The sequence below is a fragment of the Pseudomonas sp. SCB32 genome (assembly GCF_009189165.1).
GTDB lineage: Bacteria > Pseudomonadota > Gammaproteobacteria > Pseudomonadales > Pseudomonadaceae > Pseudomonas.
In genome coordinates this window covers 2,937,107-2,963,902 of record NZ_CP045118.1, presented here as the reverse complement: position 1 = coordinate 2,963,902, position 26,796 = coordinate 2,937,107, and the positions used below count along the sequence as shown (strand labels likewise).

The following is a 26,796-nucleotide window of genomic DNA, read 5'->3' as shown; positions in this document are numbered from 1 at the left end:
TCTCAGGCCTTGCAGATCAGTTGCGAGGCGCGCTCGTTGCGCCAGGTCAGCTGCTCGAGGGCCAGCGGCGCCTCCTCCGCCTGGCGGCGGGCGGCGAGGATCATCCCGTGGTGGGCAGACTTGGCGCACACCGGGTCGGTCGCCTCGGCATCGCCGGTGAGCATGAAGGCCTGGCAACGGCAACCGCCGAAATCGCGCTCCTTCTCGTCGCAGGATCGGCACGGCTCGGGCATCCACGCGTCGCCACGGAAGCGGTTGAAGCCGAAAGACTCGTACCAGATGTGCTGCAGGCTGTGCTCGCGCACGTTAGGGAATTTCACCGGCAATTGCCGCGCGCTGTGGCACGGCAGCGCGGTGCCGTCGGGGGTGACGTCAAGGAACACGCTGCCCCAGCCACCCATGCAGGCCTTGGGGCGCTCCTCGTAATAGTCGGGGGTGACGAAGATCAGCTTGCATGGATTGCCGGCCGCGGCCAGGCGCTCCCGATACTCGTTGGTGATGCGCTCGGCGCGCTCCAGCTGTTCGCGGGTCGGCAGCAGGCCGGCCCGGTTGAGCTCGGCCCAGCCGTAGAACTGGCAGGTGGCGAGTTCTACGAAATCGGCCTCCAGCTCCACGCAGAGCTCGATGATGTTCGCAATGTTGTCGATATTGTGCCGGTGGGTGACGAAGTTCAGCACCATCGGGTAGCCGTGGGCCTTTACCGCGCGGGCCATGGCGAGCTTCTGGGCGAAGGCCTTGCGCGAACCGGCGAGCAGGTTGTTCACCTCCTCGTCGGCGGCCTGGAAGCTGATCTGGATGTGGTCCAGCCCGGCGTCGGCGAACTCCTTCAGGCGCTTCTCGTTCAGCCCGATGCCGGAAGTGATCAGGTTGGTGTAGAAGCCCAGCCCGCGCGCGGCGGCGATCAACTCGGCGAGGTCCTGGCGCACCAGCGGCTCGCCGCCGGAGAAACCCAGCTGCGCCGCGCCCATCGCGCGGGCCTGGCGGAACACCTCGATCCACTGCGCGGTGGTCAGTTCCTCGCCGCCCTTGGCGAAGTCCAGCGGGTTGGAACAGTACGGGCACTGCAGCGGGCAGCGGTAGGTCAGCTCGGCCAGCAGCCAGAGCGGCGGGCCCACCGGCGCCTCAGCGCAGCTCGATCCAGAATTGCGCATGGGCCACCTCGAGGAATGCCATGATGTCTTCGTCGATGCCCGGCACGCCGGGGAAATCGCCGCGCAGGCCGTCGATGATGCCGGCGACGTCGGATTGCCCGTCGACGCGGCCGAGGATCGCCCCGGCGCTGTCGTTGAGCTTCACCATCCCTTCAGGATAGAGCAGCACGTGGCAGCCCTGAGCCGGTTCGAATTGCAGGCGGAAACCCCGGCGCAGCGCCGGTACGCTGTCCAGTGAAGGCAGACTCATCACAGCAACCCCCTGTGCCATACGCGCTCGGTCGTCACCGTGTGGTACGGCGGGCGCTGCAGTTCATAGGCCATGCTCATCGCGTCGAGCATGCTCCAGAGCACGTCGAGCTTGAATTGCAGGATTTCCAGCATGCGCTCCTGGGCCTCGCGGGTGCGGTAGTGCTCCAGGGTGATGCGCAGGCCATGCTCGACGTCGCGGCGCGCCTGGGACAGGCGCTTGCGGAAGTAGTCGTAGCCGCTGGCGTCGATCCACGGGTAGTGCTGCGGCCAGCTGTCCAGGCGCGACTGGTGGATCTGCGGGGCGAACAGCTCGGTCAGCGAACTGCTGGCCGCTTCCTGCCAGCTGGCACGGCGGGCGAAGTTGACGTAGGCGTCCACCGCGAAGCGCACGCCGGGCAGCACCAGCTCCTGGGACAGCACCTGCTCGCGGTCCAACCCCACGGACTCGGCGAGGCGCAGCCAGGCCTCGATGCCGCCCTCCTCGCCCGGTGCGCCGTCATGGTCGAGGATGCGTTGCAGCCACTCGCGACGCACCTCGCGTTCCGGGCAGTTGGCGAGGATCGCCGCATCCTTCAGCGGAATGTTCAGCTGGTAGTAGAAGCGGTTGGCCACCCAGCCCTGGATCTGCTCGCGGGTCGCGCGGCCTTCGTACATGGCCACGTGGTACGGATGGAAGATGTGATAGCAGGCGCCCTTGGCGCGCAGCGCCTGCTCGAACTCGGCGGGGCTCATGGCTTCTCGGGTCATGGCGGTTCCCCTCACAGGTAGATACCCATGCCATCGAACGCCACCTCGACGCCGTGCGCGTCCAGTTCGGCGCGTTCGGGCGAGGCGATGTCGAGGATGGGATTGGTGTTGTTGATATGGATGAGCACCTTGCGCGGCCCTTGGATGCCGTCGAGCACTTCGAGCATGCCGCAGGGGCCGCTCTGGGCCAGGTGGCCCATCTCGCTGCCGAGCTTGTCGCCCACTTCGCAGACGCGCATCTCGTCGTCGCGCCACAGTGTGCCGTCCACCAGCAGGCAGTCGGCGCGGCGCATCCAGTCCAGCAGGCCGTCGTCCACCTGCCCCAGGCCCGGCGCGTAGAACAACTTGCCGCCGGTGGAGAGGTCTTCGACGAACAGGCCGATGTTGTCGCCCGGATGCGGGTTACCCCGGTGCGGCGAGTACGGCGGCGCGCTGCTGCGCAGGGCGATGGCGGTGATGCGCAGGCCCGGACAGGCCGGAATGGTGAAGGGTTCGGCATCCAGCGCGATGCGGTTGTGCTTCAGCCCGCCGTTCCAGTGCGACAGCATGGGGAACAGCGGGAAACCCGTGGTCAGGTCCTGGTGGACCATCTCGGTGCACCACACCTCGTGCGGGCAACCCTCGCGCAGGCTGAGCAGGCCGGTGGTGTGGTCGATCTGGCTGTCCAGCAGGACGATGGCGGCGATCGCCGAATCGCGCAGGCGCCGCGCCGGTTGCAGCGCCGGGAAGGACGCGAGCTGAGCGCGGATGTCGGGGGATGCGTTACAGAGGATCCAATTCTCGCCATCGTCAGACAGCGCGATGGACGACTGGGTGCGTGGCTGCGCGATCACGCTGCCGTCGCGTACGCCGCGACAGTTGCGGCAATTGCAGTTCCACTGGGGGAAGCCGCCGCCGGCGGCCGACCCGAGAATTCGGATGTGCATGACAGTGCCCCGTGGGCAGGGGCCCCGGCGGACCGGGGCCGAGTGGATCAGCGGTTGGCGAAGTACAGGGTCACTTCGAAGCCAAGGCGCAGGTCGGTGAAGCTAGGCTTGGTCCACATGGGTCTGTCCTCTTGTTGTAGGGATGTCGTTCAGGCATCGCACCGGTTGTTCCGGTAGGTCGAGTTAACCACCGGGGGCAGACACGCCGAATGATACTTTCGAAGGAGATTCCCCCCTGATTTGGTAGTGAGTGCGGGCCTTGCCGATCCAGACTAGACCGCCAGCCAGGACGCGGCTGCCCCGCGAGCATCACGGGCATCGCCCTTTCCTGCGGGTAGGCTCGGCGCAATGGCTCACTGCAGGAGCGAGTCATGCCCGCGAAACGAACCTGCAGCGAACGTCGGAACCCTCCGATTGACACTCACCATCCGAGTCCCTAACGTGGCCCCGCTGCCCCATCTGGGCGGTTCGGGATTGGCGTCCCGACGATTCGAGCAGCCACCGAGCATCGCTGGGTGGCTCGCATGGTTGCACCCGCGTTATGGGGGGACCGTGCAGGGCATCTTCGGATGCGCCGGTTGCTCGTGTCCCGGTACGCCAACCTGTACGGTCCGCCCACCCTGATTGGCGTCAGGGCGCGGAAACTCAAGGACACGAGGTACAACCATGACTTTCACCACACCGTCCCTGCTCCGCCTGAACGACGACCCCAGCTACCTATCGCTGCAAGACGCCGCCTACGCGCGCCATCGAGCCCTGCGCCACATGCTCAGCTTCCTCGCCGGCATCCCCGATCACGGCGCGCCTTCGGCCGAAGTGCTGGCCGGCGCCTTCTCCTGCCTGGAATTCCTGCCCGACGATGCCGCCCGGCTGTACGACGCCGCAGAGGCCCAGGTACGACCGTAGGGCGAATAACGCGCAGCGTTATCCGCCAGCTCGCGGGCATGGCCCGCTCCTACAGGGGCCGCCTGAGCGCAGTTGCACCACGTACGGAGTCCGATCCTTCACAGTCCGCCCGAAAAAGAAAACGCGACCGGAGTCGCGTTCGACGAAGACCGTCGCCCGAGGAAGTGGGCACGGAAGCGGACGGCCGCCCGAACGGGCGCGTCGAGACAAGGGATGCCCGGGCGGCGGGCACACCGGAGGTGGAAGCCGGCGCGCCTGATGGGGGACGGCACACCGGCTTGCGCTCACATCAGCCGAGGATCAGAAGAAGCCCAGCGGATTGATGTCGTAGCTCACCAGCAGGTTCTTGGTCTGCTGGTAGTGGTCGAGCATCATCTTGTGGGTTTCGCGGCCGACGCCGGACTTCTTGTAGCCACCGAACGCGGCGTGGGCCGGGTACAGGTGGTAGCAGTTGGTCCACACGCGGCCGGACTGGATGCCACGGCCCATGCGCCAGGCGCGGTTGATGTCGCGGGTCCAGACGCCGGCGCCGAGGCCGAACTCGGTGTCGTTGGCGATGGCCAGGGCTTCGGCTTCGTCCTTGAAGGTGGTCACGCCCACCACCGGACCGAAGATTTCCTCCTGGAAAACGCGCATGCCGTTGTGGCCCTTGAGCAGGGTCGGCTGGATGTAGTAACCGCTGGCCAGGTCCCCTTCCAGGCGCTCGCTGGAGCCACCGGTGAGCAGCTCTGCGCCCTCGTTCTGGGCGATGTCGAGGTAGGACAGGATCTTCTCGTACTGCTGCTGCGACGCCTGGGCACCGACCATGGTCTCGGTGTCCAGCGGGTTGCCACGCTTGATCGCCTTGATCTTCTTCATCACCTGCGCCATGAACGGCTCGAAGATCGATTCCTGCACCAGCGCCCGCGACGGGCAGGTGCACACCTCGCCCTGGTTGAAGAAGGCCAGCACCAGACCCTCGGCGGCTTTCTCGATGAAGGCCGGTTCGGCCTGCATGATGTCCTCGAAGAAGATGTTCGGGCTCTTGCCGCCCAGTTCCACCGTGGACGGGATGATGTTCTCCGCCGCGCAGTGGAGGATGTGCGAGCCGACCGGGGTGGAGCCGGTGAAGGCGATCTTGGCGATACGCTTGCTGGTGGCCAGCGCCTGGCCCGCTTCCTTGCCGAAGCCCTGGACGATGTTCAGCACGCCCGGCGGCAGCAGGTCGCCGATGATCTCGGCCAGCAGCATGATCGACAGCGGGGTCTGCTCGGCTGGCTTGAGCACCACGCAGTTGCCGGCGGCCAGGGCCGGGGCGAGTTTCCACGCGGCCATCAGCAGCGGGAAGTTCCACGGGATGATCTGCCCGACCACGCCCAGCGGCTCATGGATGTGGTAGGCGACGGTGTTCTCGTTGATCTCGGCGGCGCCGCCTTCCTGGGCGCGGATGCAGCCGGCGAAGTAGCGGAAGTGATCGGCGGCCAGCGGCACGTCGGCGTTCAGGGTTTCGCGCACGGCCTTGCCGTTGTCCCAGGTTTCGGCGACGGCCAGTTGCTCCAGGTTCAGTTCGATGCGGTCGGCGATTTTCAGCAGGATCAGCGCGCGTTCCTGCACCGAGGTGCGGCCCCAGCTGTCGGCGACGGCGTGGGCGGCGTCCAGAGCGCGCTCGATGTCCTCGGCAGTGGAACGCGGGAACTCGGCGATGACTTCGCCGTTCACCGGCGAGGTGTTGCTGAAGTACTGGCCCAGCACCGGCGGGACGAACTCGCCGCCGATGTAGTTGCCGTAACGTGGCTTGAGGGTGACGACGGCGCCGGGGGTTCCGGGTGGGGCGTAGATCATGGGGATGCTCTCCTGTCGGGTCCCGGCCTACATCGGCCAGGTCATGGAGCGATCTTAGGCAGCGCCCTTTCCTGCTCGGAATGCACCCATGGGAGGGGTGGGTTACTCATTTGGTAGTAGATGTGGGGCGTGGGCTCTTCGTAGGAGCGGACTTTGTCCGCGACGCTTTCGTTTGGGTGTTTTTGCGCCGCTTCGGTGTGGGATGAGACTTTTTGTTTCGCCCCCTCGGGCGAGTCCGTTTTGGGGCCCCAAAAGGAACCAAAAGGTCTGCCCCTGCATCCGGTTTTTCGCTTAGGCGAAAAATTCCCTCGCTCCATCGAAGTTTCAGGGGCACGCGTCGACGGGCCATCCATGGCCCAACGACGCTCTCGCGACATCCATGTCGCTCAACCCCTGAAACTCCGACTCCGCTCGGCCTCCTGAAGGGGCGCTCCGGTGCGCGCGGAGGTTTCTCTGGAAGTCTCCAGTGCAAAGCAAAAGCTCCGCGTTGCTTCTGCTCTCGTAGGAGCGGAGTTTGTCCGCGAAGGCCTGCCATTGCACCTGCGTTGCAGGATGAACACCCGTAGGGCGAATAACGCACAGCGTTATCCGCCTTGATGGGTTTCGCTTCGCTCTACGCCATCCTACGAAGAGCCATTCAGCATGAAGCAGCCAGAGTCGCAGGCGCGCGCAGAGTCCCGTCAGGAGGGGAGTCCGGCGAAGCCGGACCCGCATGTCGGGACGAGCCTTCTTGGTTACTTCTTTGGGGGCGGCCTTCCGACGTTTGGAAGAAGTGACTCGCCCGAGGGGGCGAAACAAAACGTCTCAGCACACGCCGAAGCGACGCAGAACACCCAAACCAGAAACATCGCGGACAAGGTCCGCCCCACGGGAGCACCACCCCTCGCCCGCAAAAACAAAGGGCCAGCTAAACGGCCGGCCCCCTGCTCACCTCACAACAACATCACTTCTTCGCCACCAGATCCTTGGGCAGCTTAAACGTCCAGATCATCCCGCCCTGGTCCAGGTCCTTGATCCGCTTGGCCACCTCGCCACCCCACAGCGGCACCGCGCCGCCCCAGCCGGACAGCACAGTCACGTACTGCTCGCCGTCCATTTCCCAGGTAATCGGCGAGGCGATCACGCCCGAGCCGGTGTTGAACTCGTAGAGCTTCTTGCCGGTCTTGGCGTCGAAGGCCATCAGGAAGCCCTCGGGGTTGCCGGTGAACACCAGGTTGCCGTGGGTCGCCAGCACGCCGCCCCACAGCGGCGCGTAGTTCTCGTAGCGCCAGACCTGCTTGCCGGTCTTCGGATCGATGGCGCGCAGCACGCCGATGTACTTCTCGTTCAGCGGCTTGATGGTGAACCCCGCGCCGAGGTACGCCGCGCCCTTCTTGTAGGCGATGTTCTCGTTCCACATGTCCATGCCCCACTCGTTGGACGGCACGTAGAACAGGCCTGTGTCCTGGCTGTAGGCCATGGGCATCCAGTTCTTGCCGCCGAGGAAGGACGGCGCGACGAAGACCGAGGAGCCCTTCTCGGTGCCCTCGCCCGGCGCGCCCGGACGGTGGGCGTCGTCGTAGATCGGCCGGCCGTTGTCATCCAGGCCCTTGGCCCAGGTCACCTTGTCGACGAAGGGGAAACCACGGATGAACTTGCCGTTGGTGCGGTCGAGCACGTAGAAGAAACCGTTGCGGTCGGCGGTGGCCGCGGCCTGCACGGTCTTTCCGCCGTCCTTGTAGTCGAAGGAAACCAGCTCGTTGACGCCGTCGAAGTCCCAGCCATCGTGCGGGGTGGTCTGGAAGTGCCACTTGATCGAGCCGTCATCAGGATTCAGCGCCAGACGCGAGGAGGAGTACAGGTTGTCGCCCGGGCGCAGGTGCGAGTTCCACGGCGACGGGTTGCCGGTGCCGATGAACAGCGAGTCGGTGCTCGGGTCGTAGTAGCCGCCCAGCCAGGGCGCGGCGCCGCCGGTCTTCCACAGGTCGCCCGGCCAGGTCTTGCCCGCTTCGCCGCCGGAGATGCCGTTCTCGACCGGCTTGCCGTCCTTGTAGACGTAGCCCATGTGGCCTTCCACCGTCGGGCGGCTCCACAGCAGCTCGCCGTTGTTGGGGTCGTACGCCTCGATCTTGCCGACCACGCCGAACTCGCCTCCAGCCACGCCGGTGATCAGCTTGCCCTTGGCGATCAGCGGCGCGGCGGAGATGGAGTAACCGGCCTTGTAGTCGGCCACGGTCTTCTTCCACACCACCTTACCGGTGTCCTTGTTCAGGGCGACCAGCTTGGCGTCAAGGGTGCCGAAAATCACCAGGTCGCCATAGAGCGCGACGCCACGGTTGATCACGTCGCAGCAGGGCATGATGCCGTCGGGCAGGCGCGCGTCGTACTGCCACAGCTTGCGCCCGGTGCGCGCGTCTGCTGCGAACACCCGCGAGTAGGAGGCGGTGACGTACATCACGCCATCCTTGATCAGCGGTTGCGCCTGCTGGCCACGCTGCTTCTCCCCACCGAAGGACAGCGCCCAGACCGGCCGCAGTTCCTTCACGTTGTCGCTGTTCAGGGTGTTCAGCGGGCTGAAGCGCTGACCCTGCTGGTTGATCCCGTTGACCACGATCTGGTCTGTGCGTTTGGCGGAATCACTGATGTCCTGGTCGGTGACCCCGGCGTGGGCACCCAGGCTGGCCAGGCTGACGGCGGTGAACAGCACGGTGCGGGCGAAAGGTTGAAGCTTTCTCATGGCGGTGCGCCTCTGCGATTGTTGTTGTACCCGGGAAAGTTTCCCGGTCTGTCGCAGATTCTTGGTTTGGCGACGGTGGCCAACAATTGAACGCAGTGCCGAATTCTCTAGTTCCTTGGTAGCAATACCTTGCCGCAGCGGCGCGAAATTCAAGGCTTGCGTAGGAGCGGACGCCCTCCGTGATGGAGACTATCGAGGAGGGATTGCGCCCCTACGTTTGAAGATGGACGGCGTAGGATGGGTAGAGCGGAGCGAAACCCATCCTGTCGGCACACGGATTGATGGGTATCGCTTCGCTCCACGCCATCCTACGAGAGCGCAGTCACTGTTCATCGACGCGCGGCAGTGCCTTCTGCTCGTAGCGTGGATAGAGGTGACTGACGCTTCGGATCAGCTCGTAGCGCGTCAGGCTGACGCCAGCGAAACGCTCGGGGATGGGCGTGCGCAGGAGGTCGTTCATGTCCGAGCCCTGGGCGATGCCGTCGCGCATCACGCTGTCGAGCCAGCCAAGGTAGTCGCGCATCTGCGCAAAGGGCGCGGCATCGGTGGCGATAGGGCCATGGCCGGGGACGATAATCGTCCACGGCAGTTTCTGCAGCGTGTCGAGATCGCCCAGCCACACGTCCAGCCCCGGACTGTTCGGTGTGGTCAGCGCACGTTGGTAGAACACTATGTCCCCGGCGAGCAGCACACCGGTGGTCTCGTCGAGGATCGCCAGGTCCGCGCCGGTGTGGCCACGTAACCCGACAAGACTGAAGCGATGGCTGCCCATCTGGAATGTACCCGGCGCCACCGTTTCCGTTGGTAGCACCACCTCGGTGCCACGCATCCAGTCACCTACCAGGCGGTACATGTTCTCCGCCATGGCGTTGCCCTGCTCGTTAAGCAGCTTGCTGGTGCCGGCCAGCGCACCGATGGGCACGTCGGCGAAGGCCTGGTTGCCCAGCACGTGATCGGGATGGTGATGGGTCAGCAGCACGCGCCTCACCGGCTTGCCGGTGGTCTGCTGGATCACTGCGCGCAGGGCTTCGCCGTAGCGTTTCGAGGGCCCGGTATCGATCACCAGCACGCCGTCGCCGGTGTCGATGAAGGCAACGTTGACGATGGCACCGCCATTGTCCTTGCCGAAGTTATCGGTGCTGCCTTCCACCAGCCAGGTGCCGTCGGCGATCTGCCGGGGTTGAAGGTGATACTGCAGGTCGGCCAGTGCCGGCAGGCACAGGCACGTCAGGGCGATCAGCAGGAAACGCATGGACACCTCGTCAAGGCAGAGCAGCCTGGAATTCGTTGCCGTTGTTGTCGTGCAGCCAGAGTTCGGTGTGCGGGTGGCCGCGCACCTCGAAGGTGAAGGTCGGGTTTTCGCTCACCGCCGGGAACAGGTCCAGCCGGGCGAAGACTTCGCCGTCCGGCCCGCGCAGCTCGGCGTGGTCCAGGTAGAACTCCGGGATTCCGCCGACCAGGCCGTTGTCCATCGGGTGCGACACCGACAGGCGCACCCGGCTGTATTCACCCTTGGGCCAAGACCCGCCGTGGACCTGGCCGAGCCGGTCCTCCCAGCCGGGTTGCGCGCGCACCACGCTGGGCGCGGTACAGCCGCCGCCGGCGGCGGCGATCCAGGCGGAGCCGACATGCCAGACGCCCTTCTCGTCCCGCAGCGCGGCGCGGATCGGCGTAGCCTGTTCGATACGGATGCGCACAGCCAGCAGCGGCTCCAGGTGCTCGCCCGGATAAAGCGTCAGCACGTGGGGAATCGGGTTCAGCTCGGCCCACAACAGCAGGCGGTCGAAGCGCCCCGGCAAGGCGCGGGCGTCGACTTCCACCGGTACCTGGCGGGAGTCCTCGGCGAAGGGCGGCACGCCCAGTTTCACCCGCTCGTCGAAGACGTAGGGCTCCCCGTTCAGCAACCGCTGGTGGTGGTACTCCCACATCACCGAGGGCATCGGGTCGCCCTCCACCGCCGCCGCCAGCAACGGCAGCGCGCATAGTCCGAGCAACACGTGGCGCCTGTGCATCCTGTTTCCCTCACTGCACGTCCTGATAGAGCCCCGGCAGTTCGTAGCGCACGCCGTAGGCCGCGTAGAGCTTTTCCATCTCACCGCTGCGCACCAGTTCTTCCAGTTCGCCGTCCAGGGCATTGGAAAGCTGGCGATTGCTTTCATGTACCGCCATGCCGATGTCCCACTCGGGTTGACCGAGATTCGGGTAGGTGTTCTCGGCGTTCTTCAGATGCTCGTCGGCCGCTTGCGCACGCATCCAGTCCAGCTCGCCGCGCAGGGCCATCACCGCGTCCACCTTGCCGGAGCGCATGCCGTCGAAGGCCGCTTGGGTGCTGGGGAAATGCACGGTCATGCGACTGAGCTGTCCGCCCAGCACCGAGGTCAGGTAGAAGGACGGCACGCTGTCCAGCTCGACGCCGATGGGGTGTTCGCGGAAAGCCGCGATGGTGTCCACCTTCGGCAACCGGCGGTCATCGTTGACCACTTGCCAGCGCTCGCGCTGGTAGGGGCCGAACATCACCACCTGGGCGTTGGCGAACTCGCCGACATCGTTGCGCCGATTGGCGTATTCGCGGTCGTAGGGCACGCGCAGCATCACGTCGGCGACCACGCCGGGGCGCAGGTAGTGCCCCTTCCAGATGAAGTTGCGCAGGTCGTCGTCCAGCCGCTCGCCCGGGGTGACCCAGAGAAATTCCGCGCGCATGCCCAAGCCGCTGGCCAGGCGCGTCGCCAGGTCGATGTCGATGCCGTGTGGCTGCCCACCCTGCATGAAGCTGTAGGGCGGGAAGTTCTCGTACACGGCCACCCGCAGCACGCCGCTGGCGACCATGTCCTCGTAGGGGCGGACCCCGGCCTGCGCCTGCCCCAGCAGCAGGCACAGGACCAGGCCGATCAGCAGATTGGGCAGGCGCATGGCGGTCACTCGTCCACGTGCACGCTGTCCAGGTAGGTGCGGATCGCCCAGAGGCCTTCCTGGCTGATGTAGTCGGCCATCTTCGGCATGTAGACGGCACCATCGCGCACCGCGCCATTGATCACCCGCTCCTTGAACCACTCGTCGCCCTCGGCGCCGACGTCGAGCTTACGCAGGTCGGGGGCGATACCGCCGGACTTGGCTTCCAGACCGTGGCAGCGCGCGCAGTTCTGGTTGTAGGCCGAGGCGCCGATCTCCACTGCCTTGGCGTGGTTGGCGTAGGGCTCGCGGTACGGGTTGGTGTCGCGCCATTCCTTGCCCAGAGGTTCCAGTCCCGTGGTATCCACTGCCTGGGGCGTCACATTGCCGTGGGACAGGGCCAGACCCGAGGCACCCAGGCCAGCCAGCAACAGCAGGCCGCACAGCACATTCTTGTTGTTCATCACTTCATCCTCATCGAGATGCTTGGCAAGGCTCGGCGCCCGGATCGGCGACCGTGGTGACGATGGTAAGAACGCTTGCCCGCGCGCCGAATCCTGCTTTGGGTGATGCCGCCTACTCCCTTGGTACTAGAGCGGCGGTAGGCATGGCCGAATCCCTGGCGGCACGCCACCGGCCAGTGACGGCAGCAACAGGGCATCGCCCGGCTCTTTGTAGGGCGAATAACGCCACAGGCGTTATCCGCCCTACAGGCTGTTCGCGAGCAAGCTCGCTCCTACGAAGAGCAGCTCGGCACAGACCTGTAAGAGCGAGCTTGCTCGCGAACCAAGCGCCACTCCCGGACTCGATAACGACACGGAATGAGCGTCCGTCTAAGGCGCGTGGCGGCAAGTGAGGATGCAGCCCACCGGCCCGGCCGGCGCACGCACCTCGACCGGACTCGGATAGCTGTTGCGGGCATAGATGAAATCGAAACCGAGCAGGCTGAGCATCAGCAGGATCGGCAGGACGAGAGTGACGGCGATACGCATGGCGACGTTTCTCTTCTGGTTATTGTGTCGCCATCCTAGGGCGCAGGCGCGGCGCGCAACCTACTACCTTGGTACTGCCCCAACGGTACTTTCTGCATATTTGCCGCGCCCCGAGCGATTCCTATGCTGGCGACAGAACAACCTGTCGACCCAGAAACAAGGAGTCGCCCCATGCGCCAGTTCGTCCTGCACGGCGTGGCCTATCTGCTCGCGGTCGCCTGCGCCGCATCGCTCAGCCTTGCCGCGCGCGCTAACGAGGCTCCGGCGCTGGAGGTTCGTATCGGCTACCTGGGCTACACGCCCGATCCCGGCCCGCTGCTGTCCAATGTCATCCCCGAACCCACCGATGCCGGCGTGCGCGGCGCCGAGCTGGCAATCACCGACAGCAACAGCACCGGGCGCTTCCTCAAGCACCACTACAGCCTGGAAGCCGCCAGCACCGACACCCCGGAAAAGCTGCTCACCGAAGCCAAGCGCCTGCACGACGCCGGCCTGCGTCTGTTCGTGGTCAACGCCCCCGCCGACACCCTGCGCCAACTGTCCGCCGCCCTGCCGGACAGCCTGCTGTTCAATGCCGGTGCCGCCGATGACGAACTGCGCGCCAGCCAGTGCGCGCCGAACGTGCTGCACACCCTGCCCAGCCGGCTGATGCTGACCGACGCCCTCACCCAGTTCCTGGTGCTGCGCAAGTGGACGCGCTGGCTCTTGATCGTCGGCCGGCGCCCGGAAGACGCCGCCTACGCCAATGCCCTGCGCCGTTCGGCCAAGCGCTTCGGCGCGAAGATAGTCGAGGAGAAGCCCTTCACCTTCGACAACGACCAACGCCGCAGCGCCCAGGCAGACATGGCGCTGTTCACCCAGTCCAGCGAGGATTACGACGCCGTGCTGGTGGCCGACGAGCACGGCGACTTCGGCGAATACGTGCCTTACAACACCTGGCTGCCGCGCCCCGTGGCCGGCACCCAGGGGCTGGTCGCCACCGGCTGGCACAAAACCGTGGAAACCTATGGCGCCGCGCAGCTGCAGAAGCGCTTCGAGGAGCACGCCGGGCGCTGGATGAACGACCGCGACTTCGCCGCCTGGATCGCCGTGCGCAGCGTCGCCAGCGCCGTCACTCGGCTGCGCAGCGCCGACCCCATGGCGATCCGCACGCTGTCGCTGTCCCCTGACCTGCCACTGGACGGCTTCAAGGGCTACAAGCTCGGCTACCGCTCCTGGGACGGCCAGCTGCGCCAGCCGATTCCACTGGTGCAACCGCGCGCCCTGGTCGGCACCTCGCCGCAGGAAGGCTTCCTGCACCCTGCCAGCGAACTGGACAGCCTCGGCCTCGACGCCCCGGAAAGCCAGTGCCACCTCGCCGACGCCCGGCCATAACACGCATCACAGAGGAATTCGCCATGCCCCGCCTGCTTGCCCTCTCCTGCCTGAGCCTCGCGCTCGGTCTGGTGCCCACGGCCTTCGCCGCCACCGCCTATGTGTCCAACGAGAAGGACAACAACCTCAGCGTCATCGACCTGGACACCCTGGCCGTCACCGGCACCATCGACACCGGCAAGCGTCCGCGCGGCCTGGCGCTGTCCCACGACAACAAGCTGCTGTACATCTGCGCGAGCGATTCGGACACGGTGCAGGTGCTCGATCTCGCCAGCCGCAAGATCATCAGGCAGCTGCCCTCGGGCGCCGACCCCGAGCAGTTCGCCCTGCACCCCAACGACCGCTGGCTGTACATCTCCAACGAGGACGATGCGCTGGTTACCGTGGTCGATACCGAGACTGCCAAGGTGCTTGGCCAGATCGACGTCGGCGTCGAGCCCGAAGGCATGGCGGTGAGCCCGGACGGCAAGTGGGCGGTGAACACCAGCGAGACCACCAACATGCTGCACTGGATCGATACATCGACGCAGAAGCTGGTGGACAGTACCCTGGTGGACCAGCGCCCGCGCCATGCGGAATTCACCCGCGACGGCTCGCAGGTCTGGGTCTCGGCGGAGATCGGCGGCACCGTCAGCGTGGTCGACACCGCCAGCCGCAAGATTCTCAAGACCCTGCGCTTCGCCATCCAGGGCGTACACCCGGACAAAGTGCAGCCAGTGGGCGTGAAGCTCACCGACGACGGCAAGACCGCCTTCGTCGCCCTCGGCCCGGCCAACCACGTGGCGGTCGTCGATGCAAAGACCTTCGAGGTGCTCGACTACCTGCTGGTGGGCCGCCGCGTTTGGCACCTGGCGTTCACTCCGGACGAGAAGACCCTGCTCGCCACCAACGGCGTCAGCGGCGATGTGTCGGTGATCGACGTGGCATCGCGCAAGGTCACCAAGTCCATCAAGGTCGGCCGCTATCCCTGGGGCGTGGTGGTGACGCCATGAACGCTCTCACGGTCCGCGATTTGAGCTTCGCCTTCGGCCCCCGCCGCGCTCTGGACGGCCTCGACTTCGAGCTGCCGGCCGGGCGCTTCACCGCACTACTGGGGCCCAACGGAGCCGGAAAGTCCACGCTGGTCGCCCTGCTCACCCGCCTCTACGACTTGCAGCAGGGCGAGATCGAGGTACTCGGTTGCAGCCTCCGTCGCCAGCCGCGCCTGGCGTTGCGGGAGCTGGGCGTGGTGTTCCAGCAGAGCACCCTGGACCTGGACCTGAGCGTGGAGCAGAACCTGCGCTACCACGCCGCCCTGCACGGCCTGCCGCGCAGCGTGGCGAACGAGCGGATCGACGCCGAGCTGGCCCGCCAGCAGTTGCAGGATCGTCGCCGCGACAAGGTCCGCGCGCTCAATGGCGGGCACCGACGTCGGGTGGAGATTGCCCGCGCCCTGCTGCATCGCCCGCGCCTGTTGCTGCTCGACGAAGCCAGCGTCGGCCTCGACCCTGCGGCGCGCCAGGCCCTCAACAACCATGTGCGCCGACTGTGCCGCGAAGACGGCCTGGCGGTGCTCTGGACCACTCACCTGCTGGACGAAGTCCGCGGCGAGGACGCGCTGCTGTTGGTCGATCGCGGCCGCCTGGTGGCCCGTGGCGAAGCCCAGGACATCTGCGCGCCGGATGCCGGCAATCTGGAGCGCACCTTCGAACGCCTGACCCGCCTGGAGGCCTGCGCATGAGCGCCCTGGAGAATCCGCGCTTCGGCCCGGCCGCTTACTGGCAATGCCTGCGCGGCATCGTCGTGCGCGAGTGGCTGCGCTTCGTCCTGCAGCGCTCGCGCTTCCTCAGCGCGCTGGTGCGGCCGCTGCTCTGGCTGCTGGTGTTCGCCGCCGGCTTTCGCGCCGCGCTGGGCATCTCGATCATCGAGCCCTACGATACCTACGTCACCTATGAGACCTACATCGTGCCGGGGCTGTGCTGCATGATCCTGCTGTTCAACGGCATGCAGGGCTCGCTATCGATGGTCTACGACCGCGAGATGGGCAGCATGCGCGTGCTGCTGACCAGCCCGCTGCCGCGCGCCTTCCTGCTGGCGAGCAAGCTGCTGGCAACCGCGCTGGTGTCGCTGCTGCAGGTCTACGCCTTCCTGCTCATCGCCTGGCTCTACGGCGTGCAGCCGCCGGCCATGGGACTGGTCGCAGCCCTCCCCGCACTGTTGCTCGCCGCCCTGCTGCTGGGCGCGCTGGGGCTGCTGCTGTCCAATGGCATCCGCCAGCTGGAAAACTTCGCCGGGGTGATGAATTTCGTCATCTTCCCGCTGTTCTTCCTGTCTTCAGCGCTCTACCCGCTGTGGAAGATGCGCGAGGCCAGCCAGTGGCTGTACTGGCTGTGCGCGCTGAACCCGTTCAGCCATGCCGTGGAACTGGTGCGCTTCGCCCTCTACGAACGCTTCAACCCGCTGGCGGCTGGCGTCTGCCTGGGCCTGACACTGCTCTTCGCCAGCCTCGCCGTGCTCACCTTCAACCCGCAACACGCCGCGCTGCGCAAGGGGTGAAATCTACTACTTTGGTACTGGTTCGCCCCTCCGCACGTCGAATTTCCAAAGGTGCGCGGCTGGCATGTAATGGCCACTACAAAAAGAACGATATAGAGATACCGCCATGCCTCGCCCTGCCTCCGCACTGAACGGCTGCCTGGCCGCGTGCCTGTTCAGCCTGACTCTCGCGCTCCCGACCGCGCAGGCCGGCGATACGCCGCTGTTTTCCGCCGACGGCTACCGCCTGACCCAGTACCGCAGCCCCACGCCGCCGTCCGCCGAGCATGCCACCACCCTCGACACCCCCGCCCTTCAGGCGCTGCTCAAGCGCGAGCCGCAAACCCGACTGGTGGATGTCTATCGCCGCACCTGGCTGAACGGCCAGTTCGTCGAGGATGAGAAGCACCGCAACCTGCCCGGCAGCCTGTGGCTGGCCAATACCGGCAACGGCGCGCTGGAGCCCCGCTGGCAAGCTTACTTCGCCGACAACCTGCAGCGCCTGACCGCGGGCGACGCCAGGCGCCCACTGGTGTTCTACTGCCGTTCCGACTGCTGGTTGAGCTGGAACGCCATCCGTCGGGCGCATGCGCTGGGCTACGCCAGCCTCTACTGGTACCGTGACGGTATCGACGCCTGGGAACAGGCAGGGCTGCCCCTGCAGGACGCCCAGCCGCAACCCCTGCAGCCGTGACCCTGGAAGCTGCAACCTTGGAAGCAACCTGCGACCGCAAGCCGCTCGCCACCCATAACGACAACAACGAGGTGTAGGCCATGTACAAGATCCTGATCGCCGACGATCACCCGCTGTTCCGCGAGGCCATCCATAACGTAATCGCCGACGGCTTCCCCGGCAGCGAAGTGATGGAGACTGCCGACCTCGACAGCGCCCTGGACCTGACCCAGGAACACGACGATCTCGACCTGATCCTGCTCGACCTGAACATGCCCGGCATGCATGGGCTCAACGGCCTGATGAGCCTGCGCAACGAGGCACCGACCATTCCGGTGGTGATCGTCTCCGCCGAGCAGGACAAGCAGGTGGTGTTGCAAGCCATCACCTATGGCGCGGTGGGCTTCATCACCAAGTCCTCGCCGCGACTGCAGATGACCGAGGCCATCGAGCAGATTCTCAACGGCAACGTCTACCTGCCGTCGGACATCATTCGCACCCAGAAGAGTTCGCCGCGGCGCAACAGCCACGAGGAGCACAGCATCCCGTCGGAGCTTCTGCAGGCGCTGACGCGCAAGCAACTGCTGGTGCTCGAACGCATGACCAAGGGCGAGTCGAACAAGCAGATCGCCTACAACCTGGAGATCGCCGAAACCACCGTGAAGGCCCACGTTTCGGCGATCCTGCACAAGCTCAAGGTGCACAACCGCGTGCAGGCCATCCTGAGCGCCAGCGACATCGACTTTTCCGCCTACCTGCGCCGCTGACGACAATCCCTGGCGCCGGCAGTGCTCATGCGTGCCTGCCGGCGCTCAGCCGCTACGATCCATCAGGTGGCACAGCGCGGTCTTCAGCTTCATCGGCCGTACCGGCTTGTGCATCAGCATGTAGCCCAGTTCACGGACCTGCTGCTTGAGCTCGTTGCTGTAGTTGGCCGTGATCATCAGCGCCGGTAGCGGAGTACCGCGCCGGGCGTTGATCGAGGCCACCGCATCGACGCCATTCAACCCGTCGTCCAGGTGATAGTCGACGATCAGCAGATCCGACTCGGCATGGAAGTTGTCGACCTGGCGCGCCAGGTCTTCTTCGGACAGCGCCGTCACCACCCGGCAACCCCAGGCTTCCAGCAGCGTGCGCATGCCGGCGCAGATCGAGGCATCGTTATCCAGCACCCAGACACGCGAGCCGCGCAGACGTTCGAGCAGATCGTCAGTAGTACGCGCAGGCTCCGGCGCAACGCGGGCTACACGCCGCGCCAGGGGTACTTCGATGGCGAAGCGCGAGCCCTTGCCCGGCACCGATTCCACGTGGATGCGGTGCCCGAGCATCCGCGCGATCTTGTCGACGATGGCCAGCCCCAGTCCGAGCCCGCGATCCTGGTGGAATCGCTGCACATCGCCACGCTTGAACTCCTGGAAAATCTCCCCGAGCTTGTCGTCGGCGATGCCGATGCCGGTGTCCCAGACCTCGATCCACAACCCGTGCCGGCGCCGCCGGCAGCCCAGCAGCACGCGGCCGCCGGGGGTATAGCGGATGGCGTTGGAGAGCAGATTGCGCAGGATGCGGGCCAGCAACTGCATGTCGCTGCGCACCTGCGCGCCGCAAGGCACGAAGTCCAGTGCAAGGCCTTCGCTGGCGGCCACCTGGCGGTACTCGGCGGCGAGATTGCCGAGCAGCTCGCCGACGTCGAAGGCGGCGATGTCCGGCTTGATCACCCCGGCGTCCAGTTTGGAGATGTCCACCAGGGTGCCAAGCAGGTTCTCCACGTCCTCCAGCGACTGGCTGATGTTGCGCACCAGGGCGTCACCGCCGCGCTCCTGCAATGCGCTGGTGAACAGCCGCGCGGCGTTCAGCGGCTGCAGCAGGTCGTGGCTGACGGCGGCGAGGAATTTGGTCTTCGACAGGTTGGCCTGCTCTGCCTCGCGCTTGGCCTCGCGCAGGCGCGCCTCGACCTGGCTGCGCTCGTCGATCTCGCGCTTGAGCTGGTCGTTCAGGCTGGTCAGCTCGGCGGTGCGCTCGCGTACTCGCTGCTCGAGATTCTGGTAGGCCTGGTGTAGTGCCTCGGCGGTGCGGCGGCGCTCGGTGATATCGCGGATCAGCACGAACAAGCCGGTCACCGTGCCGTCGGCCTGGCGGTTGGGCACGTAGGAGCGCTGCATGTAGCGCTCCTGCCCGGAAAGATTGGTCTCGGCGATCTCGAAGGTGACGCTCTCGCCTGACAGCGCACGCTCGAAATACGGTTCCAGGCGCTGGCAGTGCTCGGCGCTGTGCACCTCGCGCAGGTTGCGCCCGAGCATCGAGCCGCTGGGCCAGCGGTACCACTCTTCGTAGACCTTGTTGGTGAAGTCGTAGTCGAGGTCGGCGCTCAGGTAGGCGATCAGCGCCGGCACCTGGTCGGTGATCAGGCGAATCCAGCGCTCGCTTTCGCGCAGGGCCTCGGCGTGGCGATAGCGCTCGGTGATGTCGGTGAAGGTATTGACGAAGCCGCCGGTGGGCAGCGCGTGGGTGCGGATTTCCAGCATGCGGCCGTCGTACAGGCGCTGTTCGATCGCCCCCTCCGCCTCACCCTTGCACGGTCGGCTGCGCGGGGTCAGCAGCGGCAGCTCGCTGTCCGCCATGACCTCGGCGAAGGGACGATGCGCCTCGATCGGCGCCAGCCCGCAAAGCTCCAGGAAACGCCGGTTCCACAGTTCCAGCGCGCCGTCGGCGCTGACCATGGCCACGCCCTGGGACAGATTGTCGACGGCGCGCTGCAGCAGGTGCGACTTCTGCGCCACCGCCTGCTCGCGACGGACCATCTCGCTCTGCTTGATCTCGGTGATATCGCTATAGAGCACCACCAGTCCGCCATCGCGGGTCGGCCGCTCGGTGACCCGCACCCAGCGGTCGTTGCGCAGACGGTAGAGGGTGTGTTCGTCGTCGCTGCTGCGCTGTTCTTCGACGATCAGCCCGCTGCTCTGCGCCAGCCGGCGCACCTCTGAAAGCCGCGTACCGGCGCCGACACGGGCACGGGTTTGTGCCCAGAAGGCGCGGAAACGCTCGTTGTAGAGCACGATGCGCTGCCGCGGATCGAACAGCACGAAGGCGTCGGAGATGCTCTCGACGGCGTCCAGCAGGTGCTGGTGCGCGGTCTCGGCGCGCAGGCGGGCATCGCTGAGCAGCTGGTTGCTGGATTTCAGCTCGACCATCGCCTGGCTCAGGGCGTCGGTGCGCTCGCGAACCTGCTCGGCCAGCACCACGGAGTGCTGGAAGGCACCATAGGCGTTGTCGCCACGCGAGGTGGCGGACTCGACGCGCTCGATCAGCGCCGCATTGATCCGCTGCAGCTTGCGCTTGTCACGCTCCAGCTCGTCGATGCGCGCCCGCAGGTCAGCGTCCGCCGTTGCCCCGTGGGCGTCCAATGACAACACCGGTGAAGGTCTGGTTGATATGCATGCCATTGAACTGCTCTCCGTAGGTGTTGAAGCCGATGACCTGCTGGCTTCGGAGAAATTCGGCGGTGGGTTCGGTATCGCCGGCCACTTCCAGCTCCAGGCGACGCAGGAAGCAGTCGCAGCCGATGGTCAGCAGCGGCGGCCCAAGGCGTTCGTGCAGGCGCTGGAACTGCGCCTTGAGCCCCGGCAGCATCGGGCCGGTGCTCATGGCGGTGAGGACGATGCCGTTCTCCACCGCGCAGTAGAAGGTCAGGCTGAGGTCGTCGTTGACCTGCTGGATCGAGCGCACGTAGTACTGATCGCGCACCCGCACCGCCAGCGGGTGCGCCGGAAACAGCGAGAAGTCCAGCTGCTCCAGCGGCACCCCGACCAGCCGCGCGAACTCCAGCGCGGCAGGCTCGGCATTGAGTTCCAGCACACGGCGGCTGTCGCTGTCGGCGTGGGTGACCACCAGCTTTTCCTCGCTGGGCACTACGTGGTGGGTGGTGAACACCTCGAAGTCGAGCCAGGTGTTGAACAACACCACCACTGCCGCGCCGGTATGGAACTGGCCCTGGTAGTAGACGTGGGTATGGGTCAGGTGGTTGTCGTCGCCGGCTGATCCGCCGAAGTGCGGGATGGCGCCCAGCGCGGCGCTGAGCGCTGCGAGCACGATCTCCTCGCGGCTGGACAGCCCGTCGAGCAGGGTCAGGGCGAAGCTGTGCTCCTTGATCGGGGCAAGACTGGCGCTGCGGCAATCGGCCACCAGAGCTTCGACCATCTGCTGGGCATCGATCAGGCTGAAGCGCTCCATCTCGTCCACCAGCGCGCAGGAGATGGCGAAGCTGCGCAGGTCGAAGCCCACGGCGGTGACACAGCCCCGGCCGTAGCCCTGCGGCGTGATCTCGCCGGCGGTAGTGCAGCCGGCCAGGTCGATGCCGCCGAAGTATTGCTCCAGCGCGGCGGCGAGGCCCGCCAGGTCGTACTCGGCGGAGCAGAAGAACAGCACGAAACCGAGGTGCGGATGGATCAGCTGGCGGGCCAGGTCCTGGGCGACTTCCTCGACGTCGCGGGCACTGGACATGCCGCGAACGACTCCTTGTGTTTCGTGCATGGCGTACGCCTGGGTCAGGATATCGACGAGGGCATTCTACGAAGGCGACGGGGACGACCCCATGCTACTTGGGTCGTGGCGGGTTTATCCGAAAGTAGCGGGGTCTCTTTGTAGAATGGGTGGAGCGCAGCGATACCCATGCTGTTGGTACACGGTGTTGATGGGTTTCGTTTCGCTCTACGCCATCCTACAAGCACGCAAAAGACAGTTGCTCCTACGAGAGCTGATGCACCGGAGCCCGCCTGCAAGACCGCGCCATGCCCGCGATCCGCCGCCACGGCTGACATCACCCGACCGGCCAGAACATCAGCGTCAGCACCAGCATCCCCGCATAGAACCCCGTCTCCACCGTCTCCGTCCACGGCTGGATTCGCCGCAGCGCGCCATGGATGTGGACCACCACCATGAACCCCGCCACCGCCGCCAGCACTTCGAAGGTCGTCACCAAGGCCGTCCCCGTCAGCGCCGCCCGCAACATCAGCCCTTCGACGATGAGAATGAACGCCCCCAGGCAACGCCCGAAGTACACCGTCAGGTCGGTCTGCGCCGGCAACGTCCATTGCATGACCCGCGCCCACAACAGCGGCACGAGGAAGATGGGCAAGGCGAACACCAGTGTGGTGCCGATGGAAAGAATCAGCAGGTACGCCTGCGCGTGAGTGCTAAAGAGTCCGATCATGTGATTTGCCTTCCGTGCGAAAAAAGGCGGGCTACCCGAAGGACAGCCCGCCGAAAAGGTTCCAAAGGAGTTGGGGAGCGTTACCAGTTGAGTACGGCGCCGAGGGCGAGGGTGTCGGTGTCCTCGCTGACGGTGGAGCCCTTGCGGCCATCGATCTGGTAGACGTTGTACTCGGCCACCAGCTTCAGGTTGTCGTTGATGGTGCGGAAGTAGGCGACGCCCTGGGTGGAGTAGTCGGCGGCGGTGCCCAAGCCATTGCCGTCGTCGCGGGTCTCGCCGAAGGACAGCGCCAGGCGGTTCTTGCCCCAGGTGTAGGAGCCCTGCAGCAGCATGCCGCGGCTGTCCACTTCGCGCAGAGCGGCTTCGCCGGCGTTGTTGGTGAAGAACGGGTTGATGCCCTTGGCGGTGAAGCCCGAACCGGTCAGCGAGATACCGCCCATCTTCGCCTGGATGCCATAGCCCAGGCCCTTCGAGGTGACGTCGTCGACCTCGTGGTTGGTGTTCTTCGAGGTCTGGTAGCCGCCGTTGACCCAGCTGTAGATCTGCGCGTCACCCACGTCGAACTGATAGCTGACCTCGCTCTCGTAGCGCGGGTTGTCCTGGTAGGCCTTGTCATTCAGGCCGTTGCTGGCGTCCTTGTCGATCTGGTTGGTGTCGATCGGGTCCATGATCCCGACCGCGACACGCAGGCCATCCACCAGGTTGTTGTTGCGGTAGGTGATCTGCGAGGTGGGGAACGGGTACGGGTAGCCGGTGCCGATGTTGCCGAACGACACGCCCTTGCCGTCGACCAGGCCCAGGGTATCGCTGGCGTTGCCGAAGCCGGCGAGCAGTTCGTCGAGGAAGATGTTGGAGCGCGAGAACAGGCCGAAGTCCTTGCCGATCAGCACCTCGCCCCAGTCGCCGGCGACGTTGCCGTAGAACTGACGGACGTCGATCGCCGTGTTGGTGCCGTCCTGTTCGCTGTCGTTGATGGTCACCCAGAACGAGGAGCGCCCGGTGAGCGTCAGGCCGTCGATCTTCTTGCCGAAGTTGAAGCCGATATAGTTGGGCAGGAAGCCCATCTTCACCCGCGACTGGCGGCGATCGTAGGTTTCGCCATTACGGTTCACGTCGCTGTTGACGTAGAAGGTGTTGAAGTAGCCGTCGGTGGAGAAGGTGGTGTCGTCCTTGTCGTACAGCGTGATATCGGCGACGGCCGCCTGCAGGAAACCCAGCGCCCCAATGGAAACCAGGGACAGGGGCAGGAAACGGCGAATGGCGGTGTTGTTCTTGTTCATGACGCTCTCCGCGTGGATGTAACGACTGCGGTTCAGTCGTGGCGGAGGCGATTATCGAAACCCGAAAGCACTGTCCATACGCTGCCTTGGACGCGTTTCGCTGCTGCCTTGGCCGGGGCGCGGGGCTTGCTGCGCAAGGCCATGCCGCAGTCCCGACCGTAGAACGGGCATCTTTGGTAGCGGCGGTAGTGGCACTTTGGTCGTGAGCGCGATGGCACCTGGTACGGGGTCGTGAGGAGTCGGACAAAAGGTGCAGGAAGGCCTCCGAGATGTCGGAACCTGGAAGCTGAAATGGAAGAAGGGCGTTAGGCGCGGTTGGCGAGCAGCCACCAGCCGCCGCTGCCGGCCATCAACTCGGCGTGGGCGGCGGCGAGGTCGGCGCGGGTCAGGCGCGGTGCGCAGTCAAGAAGGTATTGATGGTGATCGTCGGCGACGCCGGCCAGGTGGTCCTGCCAGGCTTCGACGGGGCCGACGAGAGTAGCGGCCAACTCTCGCAACGGGTGCTCCGGGATGGCGTCTGGTTCGGCCTGGTCGAGGAAGTCCTGAAGATGCCGCAACAGCGCGTCAGGCGTCGCGTGCGGCGACTGCACCGCGAACAGTACACCACGCCAACCGGCGATCTGGCGGAAGCCACAGTACAACGCATAGCCCAGGTTGAGCTCGCCGCGCAGGCGCTGGTGGAAACCCGGCTCCAGCACCCGTGCGAGCAAGCGCCAGCGCGACTCGCCAACGGCGCTGCGGTCAGGCAAGGGGCAGAACAGGGCCAGCGCGGCCTCGCCCTCGCCCTCGCCGGCCCAGCGGTGCCAATGATGTCCGCCCGACAGACGCGGCGGCGGCAGCGGTTCGGTGGCACGCAACCCCGGCACCTGGGCGCTCGGCGGAAGCTCGGCGCGCCGGGCCAGCAGGTCCCACTGGGCGACGGTCCAGTCCGGTGCCCCCATCGAGCGTCCAGCCAGGGTCGATGGCACGGCGGCGAGCACCTGGCGGATCGGCAACGCCGTGGCCTGGCGCAGGCAGTCCCGCTGCAGCAGTCGATCGCGCTGCGCCAGCACAGAGGCTGGCGGCTGTTGCAGCACTCTCAGGGCCTCGATCAGGGGCTCGTCCAGCCGATCCCCCGGCCCGATCACCGACAGGGTCCAGTCGACACCCTCCTCCTCCAGCATCAACCCCACGCCGCTCAGGCGCGCCTGCCCGGTGATGGGTCGCAAGGCCAATCGAGCAGTCAGCAAGTGGCTACGGCATGGGCGTGTCGGGAAGCGCCAGCGCAGCCGCAAGGCGCCCTCTTCCGCCTCGCTGGCTGGCAGCGGCGCGGCAAATCGCCAGTGCGGTGATGGGTAGGTGCAGGATTGCCGCGCGGCCCAATCGAGCCGCAGCGGGAAACCCGCGACCTCGGCCGGCCGTCCCTGGATGTCCGGCGCAATTCGCAGACGGATCATGGCAGTGCCGTCGAGCCATTCCAGCCAGCCTGGGGCGGGTGCGCTGGGCAGGCCACGCACGCGCAGGCGAAGTTGTTCCAGCGCCGGCATCTGCCGCAAATCGTCCTGGCCCGCTGGCGGCGGCGCCGCAGCGCACTGGAGCAACGCCCGTATCCAGTCGAGAAACGCGGCCTCCACCTTGGCGGCGGCGCTGGCTTCCAGCAGTTCGAAGGTCACCGCCACCAGGGTCTGCTCCGCAGCGCGATAGACGACACGCACGCCGACCTCATCCGCCAACCCTTGCTCGCCCAGCCAGGCCAGCAGGGTGCCGGGGGATTCTTCGCGAAGGCGCTCGCGCAGGTTCTCCACCGATTGCTCGGCGGCGGCGTCGAGGCCCGGCAGCACGAACGCCAGCACCAGGCGCGGGACTCCGGGCAGTTGCAGAGCCAACGAGTCCCCGCTCAGCGGCAGCAAGGGCGGCGCGGCCTCCCGCACCTTCGGCAGGTGCGCCGGCCAGTCCGGGCAATCCCGCTCGGCCAGGGCCTGCAGCTCATCCAGCGACTGCGGACCCTGAAGCCACAGCTCCAGATTGTCGGGGTGATAGTGCTGGCGATGGAAATGGGCCAGGGCACGCTGGAACCTGTCGTTCTCCACCGGCAGGCTCGCGCGCCGGCCCGCCACGAAGCGGCGCAATGGATGATTCCCGCTGACGGCGGCAGCCAGCGCCGCGTCGATCAGCGTGTCGGCGTCCGCCGAGCGGGCGATGTACTCGGCCTCCAGCACTTCCCGCTCGCTAAGCTGCGCGGCCCGATCGAGCAACGGCCGGGCCAGCATGTCCACCAGGCGCGTCAGGCCATCGCCAAGATCGGCCGCGGCCACTTCGAAGAAGTAGTCGGTGGTACGCGCCTGGGTGCTGGCATTCAGCCGCCCGCCGCGCCCTTGCACCCAAGGCATCAGCCGCTGCTCGGCGCGATGATCGGCACTCCCGAGAAACAGCAGGTGTTCGAGAAAGTGCGCAAGCCCCGGATAATCCGCCGGCTCGTCATGACTGCCCGCCGCAACCCTGGCCAGCGCCGCGGCCTTCGGCGAATCCGGCGCATGCACGAGTACGACGCGCAAGCCGTTGGCCAGGCGCAGCTCTCGTATCCGGTCGGAAGGGGCGGCCATTTCGCAGACGGGCTCCAGTGGCGCTGCTACTTCAGTCACCTTAGCGGCACGGCGGGCGAAGAAAAATACTTCCTTCGACGGGGGTAGCCGCCGCGCGCTTATCCCCCGGGGCAGCATCAGCCCAGCGGGATCGGGCCGCACCAGCCCGGCAGGTAGTTGGCTTCCGGGCTCTTCGCCAGTTTCAGGGCGCGTTGCACTGCGCCATCGAAGTCCGCGTTCAGTTCCTTGCGGCTCAGCCGCCGGCGGAGGAAGTCGGCCCAGAGAAACTCGCTGAACGGTGTCGTGTCCTTCGCGAAGCCGCCGGCGTAGCGCAGCTCTCCGGCGAGCGAACGAAAGGGATCGTCGATCAGGTCGCAGACCGACTTGGGAATGTCCTCGTAGTGGCGGCGATGCCCCTTTTCATCGAAAGGGTGCATCCAGCCGCGATTGTCCAGGAAGTTCCAGAAGGCTTCCTGGTCGAGCGAGCCCAGGTTGGCGATGACGCTGACCAGGACGTGCTGCACATCTTCGTCGTGCAGGGCCCGGACCAGATGGTGGTGGTCGATGATGTAGTGACGATTCTTCGGGCCGAGCACTACGGGGATCATGTGCTTGCCGAGAAACTCGCCGCCTTTCTTTTCCGCCATCTTCAGCCAGCGCTTGCGCTTGAGCTGCACTTCGCGCATGCCGACGGTGATCTGGGTCGGGCGCAATTCCTTGATCGGAATGGGAGTCAGGACCGGGTCTCGAACGATGGGCATGGTTGCCTCGCTTACGCATGGAGCCCT

Annotated in this window: 25 protein-coding genes; 7 read left to right on the top strand and 18 right to left on the bottom strand. The window is 66.0% G+C overall.

Annotation, left to right across the window (positions count from 1 at the left end; translation table 11 throughout):
• Positions 1–2: 2 nt before the first annotated feature.
• From pqqE to pqqA, 5 genes are read right to left on the bottom strand one after another with little or no spacing between them, the layout of a single operon-like run.
• On the bottom strand, positions 3–1,151 hold the full coding sequence (gene pqqE, locus GA645_RS13855) for a pyrroloquinoline quinone biosynthesis protein PqqE (RefSeq protein WP_152223599.1): 1,149 nt from the start codon (positions 1,149–1,151) through the stop codon (positions 3–5).
• Positions 1,123–1,401 carry a pyrroloquinoline quinone biosynthesis peptide chaperone PqqD gene (gene pqqD / locus GA645_RS13850; RefSeq protein WP_152223598.1) on the bottom strand — a complete coding sequence of 93 codons (279 nt, stop codon included), beginning with the start codon at positions 1,399–1,401 and terminating at the stop codon, positions 1,123–1,125. The genes pqqE and pqqD overlap by 29 nt, the downstream gene beginning before the upstream one ends.
• Complete coding sequence (gene pqqC, locus GA645_RS13845; RefSeq protein WP_152223597.1) at positions 1,401–2,150, bottom strand: pyrroloquinoline-quinone synthase PqqC; 750 nt, start codon at positions 2,148–2,150, stop codon at positions 1,401–1,403. Before pqqC ends, pqqD begins: the two co-directional genes overlap by 1 nt.
• Positions 2,151–2,161: 11 nt before the next feature.
• A complete protein-coding gene (pqqB, locus tag GA645_RS13840) occupies positions 2,162–3,076 on the bottom strand; it encodes a pyrroloquinoline quinone biosynthesis protein PqqB (protein WP_152223596.1) in 915 nt (304 codons plus the stop codon).
• Between the two features lie 47 nt (positions 3,077–3,123).
• On the bottom strand, positions 3,124–3,195 hold the full coding sequence (gene pqqA, locus GA645_RS13835; RefSeq protein ID WP_003106462.1) for a pyrroloquinoline quinone precursor peptide PqqA: 72 nt from the start codon (positions 3,193–3,195) through the stop codon (positions 3,124–3,126).
• Positions 3,196–3,742: 547 nt separating this feature from the next.
• On the opposite strand from pqqA, the gene GA645_RS13830 reads away from it, so the two are divergent.
• The gene (locus GA645_RS13830; protein ID WP_152223595.1) at positions 3,743–3,982 is read left to right on the top strand and encodes a hypothetical protein; all 240 of its coding nucleotides are present in this window, start codon (positions 3,743–3,745) and stop codon (positions 3,980–3,982) included.
• A 300-nt stretch (positions 3,983–4,282) separates the two neighbouring features.
• Here GA645_RS13830 and GA645_RS13825 read toward each other — a convergent pair whose 3' ends face one another.
• The 7 genes from GA645_RS13825 to GA645_RS28820 form a co-directional block, all read right to left on the bottom strand.
• Entirely contained in the window at positions 4,283–5,803 is a 1,521-nt protein-coding gene (locus GA645_RS13825) for an aldehyde dehydrogenase family protein (RefSeq protein ID WP_152223594.1), read from the bottom strand.
• Between the two features lie 943 nt (positions 5,804–6,746).
• A complete protein-coding gene (locus GA645_RS13820) occupies positions 6,747–8,519 on the bottom strand; it encodes a methanol/ethanol family PQQ-dependent dehydrogenase (RefSeq protein WP_152223593.1) in 1,773 nt (590 codons plus the stop codon).
• Between the two features lie 322 nt (positions 8,520–8,841).
• A complete protein-coding gene (locus GA645_RS13815) occupies positions 8,842–9,771 on the bottom strand; it encodes a quinoprotein relay system zinc metallohydrolase 1 (RefSeq protein ID WP_152223592.1) in 930 nt (309 codons plus the stop codon).
• A gap of 10 nt (positions 9,772–9,781) precedes the next feature.
• Complete coding sequence (locus tag GA645_RS13810) at positions 9,782–10,531, bottom strand: quinoprotein dehydrogenase-associated SoxYZ-like carrier (RefSeq protein ID WP_152223591.1); 750 nt, start codon at positions 10,529–10,531, stop codon at positions 9,782–9,784.
• A 10-nt stretch (positions 10,532–10,541) separates the two neighbouring features.
• A complete protein-coding gene (locus GA645_RS13805; RefSeq protein ID WP_152223590.1) occupies positions 10,542–11,429 on the bottom strand; it encodes an ABC transporter substrate-binding protein in 888 nt (295 codons plus the stop codon).
• Positions 11,430–11,434: 5 nt separating this feature from the next.
• Positions 11,435–11,872 carry a cytochrome c-550 PedF gene (pedF, locus tag GA645_RS13800; protein ID WP_152223589.1) on the bottom strand — a complete coding sequence of 146 codons (438 nt, stop codon included), beginning with the start codon at positions 11,870–11,872 and terminating at the stop codon, positions 11,435–11,437.
• A 369-nt stretch (positions 11,873–12,241) separates the two neighbouring features.
• Positions 12,242–12,400, bottom strand: a complete 159-nt coding sequence (locus GA645_RS28820) for a hypothetical protein (protein ID WP_178119542.1) — start codon at positions 12,398–12,400, stop codon at positions 12,242–12,244.
• A 171-nt stretch (positions 12,401–12,571) separates the two neighbouring features.
• On the opposite strand from GA645_RS28820, the gene GA645_RS13795 reads away from it, so the two are divergent.
• The 6 genes from GA645_RS13795 (at position 12,572) to agmR (ending at position 17,728) form a co-directional block, all read left to right on the top strand.
• A complete protein-coding gene (locus GA645_RS13795; RefSeq protein WP_152223588.1) occupies positions 12,572–13,774 on the top strand; it encodes an ABC transporter substrate-binding protein in 1,203 nt (400 codons plus the stop codon).
• Between the two features lie 23 nt (positions 13,775–13,797).
• On the top strand, positions 13,798–14,766 hold the full coding sequence (locus tag GA645_RS13790) for a YVTN family beta-propeller repeat protein (RefSeq protein ID WP_152223587.1): 969 nt from the start codon (positions 13,798–13,800) through the stop codon (positions 14,764–14,766).
• Positions 14,763–15,494, top strand: coding sequence for an ABC transporter ATP-binding protein (locus GA645_RS13785; protein ID WP_152223586.1), 732 nt, complete (start codon positions 14,763–14,765; stop codon positions 15,492–15,494). The genes GA645_RS13790 and GA645_RS13785 overlap by 4 nt, the downstream gene beginning before the upstream one ends.
• Positions 15,491–16,309, top strand: a complete 819-nt coding sequence (locus tag GA645_RS13780; RefSeq protein ID WP_152223585.1) for an ABC transporter permease — start codon at positions 15,491–15,493, stop codon at positions 16,307–16,309. Before GA645_RS13785 ends, GA645_RS13780 begins: the two co-directional genes overlap by 4 nt.
• A 106-nt stretch (positions 16,310–16,415) precedes the next feature.
• A complete protein-coding gene (locus GA645_RS13775; RefSeq protein WP_152223584.1) occupies positions 16,416–16,982 on the top strand; it encodes a PQQ-dependent catabolism-associated CXXCW motif protein in 567 nt (188 codons plus the stop codon).
• Positions 16,983–17,062: 80 nt separating this feature from the next.
• Positions 17,063–17,728: a response regulator AgmR gene (agmR, locus tag GA645_RS13770; RefSeq protein ID WP_152223583.1), complete on the top strand. Its 666-nt coding sequence runs from the start codon at positions 17,063–17,065 to the stop codon at positions 17,726–17,728.
• Between the two features lie 45 nt (positions 17,729–17,773).
• Here the strand turns inward: agmR and nahK are convergent, their stop codons facing one another.
• From nahK to GA645_RS13740, 6 genes are all read right to left on the bottom strand, one after another.
• The gene (gene nahK / locus GA645_RS13765) at positions 17,774–20,401 is read right to left on the bottom strand and encodes a hybrid sensor histidine kinase/response regulator NahK/ErcS' (RefSeq protein WP_152223582.1); all 2,628 of its coding nucleotides are present in this window, start codon (positions 20,399–20,401) and stop codon (positions 17,774–17,776) included.
• Positions 20,331–21,488 (bottom strand): nitric oxide-sensing protein NosP, encoded by a 1,158-nt coding sequence (gene nosP, locus GA645_RS13760; protein ID WP_152223581.1) that lies wholly within the window; start codon positions 21,486–21,488, stop codon positions 20,331–20,333. Before nosP ends, nahK begins: the two co-directional genes overlap by 71 nt.
• A gap of 286 nt (positions 21,489–21,774) precedes the next feature.
• Positions 21,775–22,167 carry a hypothetical protein gene (locus GA645_RS13755; protein ID WP_152223580.1) on the bottom strand — a complete coding sequence of 131 codons (393 nt, stop codon included), beginning with the start codon at positions 22,165–22,167 and terminating at the stop codon, positions 21,775–21,777.
• Positions 22,168–22,247: 80 nt separating this feature from the next.
• Complete coding sequence (locus GA645_RS13750) at positions 22,248–23,447, bottom strand: porin (RefSeq protein ID WP_152223579.1); 1,200 nt, start codon at positions 23,445–23,447, stop codon at positions 22,248–22,250.
• A 305-nt stretch (positions 23,448–23,752) separates the two neighbouring features.
• Positions 23,753–26,029, bottom strand: a complete 2,277-nt coding sequence (pqqF, locus tag GA645_RS13745) for a pyrroloquinoline quinone biosynthesis protein PqqF (RefSeq protein ID WP_152223578.1) — start codon at positions 26,027–26,029, stop codon at positions 23,753–23,755.
• Positions 26,030–26,145: 116 nt separating this feature from the next.
• Positions 26,146–26,769, bottom strand: a complete 624-nt coding sequence (locus tag GA645_RS13740) for a ParB-like protein (RefSeq protein ID WP_152223577.1) — start codon at positions 26,767–26,769, stop codon at positions 26,146–26,148.
• Positions 26,770–26,796 lie beyond the last annotated feature (27 nt).

Excerpts from the sequence above, each read along its gene's own strand:
- pqqF (WP_152223578.1), bottom strand. The coding sequence starts at position 26,029 with ATGGCCGCCCCTTCCGACCGGATACGAGAGCTGCGCCTGGCCAACGGC.
- GA645_RS13805 (WP_152223590.1), bottom strand. The coding sequence starts at position 11,429 with ATGCGCCTGCCCAATCTGCTGATCGGCCTGGTCCTGTGCCTGCTGCTG.
- pqqD (WP_152223598.1), bottom strand. The coding sequence starts at position 1,401 with ATGAGTCTGCCTTCACTGGACAGCGTACCGGCGCTGCGCCGGGGTTTC.
- pedF (WP_152223589.1), bottom strand. The coding sequence starts at position 11,872 with ATGAACAACAAGAATGTGCTGTGCGGCCTGCTGTTGCTGGCTGGCCTG.
- GA645_RS13790 (WP_152223587.1), top strand. The coding sequence starts at position 13,798 with ATGCCCCGCCTGCTTGCCCTCTCCTGCCTGAGCCTCGCGCTCGGTCTG.
- pqqE (WP_152223599.1), bottom strand. The coding sequence starts at position 1,151 with ATGCGCAATTCTGGATCGAGCTGCGCTGAGGCGCCGGTGGGCCCGCCG.
- GA645_RS13775 (WP_152223584.1), top strand. The coding sequence starts at position 16,416 with ATGCCTCGCCCTGCCTCCGCACTGAACGGCTGCCTGGCCGCGTGCCTG.
- GA645_RS13830 (WP_152223595.1), top strand. The coding sequence starts at position 3,743 with ATGACTTTCACCACACCGTCCCTGCTCCGCCTGAACGACGACCCCAGC.
- GA645_RS13780 (WP_152223585.1), top strand. The coding sequence starts at position 15,491 with ATGAGCGCCCTGGAGAATCCGCGCTTCGGCCCGGCCGCTTACTGGCAA.
- agmR (WP_152223583.1), top strand. The coding sequence starts at position 17,063 with ATGTACAAGATCCTGATCGCCGACGATCACCCGCTGTTCCGCGAGGCC.
- GA645_RS13820 (WP_152223593.1), bottom strand. The coding sequence starts at position 8,519 with ATGAGAAAGCTTCAACCTTTCGCCCGCACCGTGCTGTTCACCGCCGTC.
- GA645_RS13740 (WP_152223577.1), bottom strand. The coding sequence starts at position 26,769 with ATGCCCATCGTTCGAGACCCGGTCCTGACTCCCATTCCGATCAAGGAA.
- pqqC (WP_152223597.1), bottom strand. The coding sequence starts at position 2,150 with ATGACCCGAGAAGCCATGAGCCCCGCCGAGTTCGAGCAGGCGCTGCGC.
- GA645_RS13825 (WP_152223594.1), bottom strand. The coding sequence starts at position 5,803 with ATGATCTACGCCCCACCCGGAACCCCCGGCGCCGTCGTCACCCTCAAG.
- GA645_RS13795 (WP_152223588.1), top strand. The coding sequence starts at position 12,572 with ATGCGCCAGTTCGTCCTGCACGGCGTGGCCTATCTGCTCGCGGTCGCC.
- GA645_RS13810 (WP_152223591.1), bottom strand. The coding sequence starts at position 10,531 with ATGCACAGGCGCCACGTGTTGCTCGGACTATGCGCGCTGCCGTTGCTG.
- GA645_RS13750 (WP_152223579.1), bottom strand. The coding sequence starts at position 23,447 with ATGAACAAGAACAACACCGCCATTCGCCGTTTCCTGCCCCTGTCCCTG.
- nahK (WP_152223582.1), bottom strand. The coding sequence starts at position 20,401 with ATGGCATGCATATCAACCAGACCTTCACCGGTGTTGTCATTGGACGCC.
- GA645_RS13755 (WP_152223580.1), bottom strand. The coding sequence starts at position 22,167 with ATGATCGGACTCTTTAGCACTCACGCGCAGGCGTACCTGCTGATTCTT.
- GA645_RS13785 (WP_152223586.1), top strand. The coding sequence starts at position 14,763 with ATGAACGCTCTCACGGTCCGCGATTTGAGCTTCGCCTTCGGCCCCCGC.
- GA645_RS13815 (WP_152223592.1), bottom strand. The coding sequence starts at position 9,771 with ATGCGTTTCCTGCTGATCGCCCTGACGTGCCTGTGCCTGCCGGCACTG.
- nosP (WP_152223581.1), bottom strand. The coding sequence starts at position 21,488 with ATGCACGAAACACAAGGAGTCGTTCGCGGCATGTCCAGTGCCCGCGAC.
- pqqB (WP_152223596.1), bottom strand. The coding sequence starts at position 3,076 with ATGCACATCCGAATTCTCGGGTCGGCCGCCGGCGGCGGCTTCCCCCAG.
- GA645_RS28820 (WP_178119542.1), bottom strand. The coding sequence starts at position 12,400 with ATGCGTATCGCCGTCACTCTCGTCCTGCCGATCCTGCTGATGCTCAGC.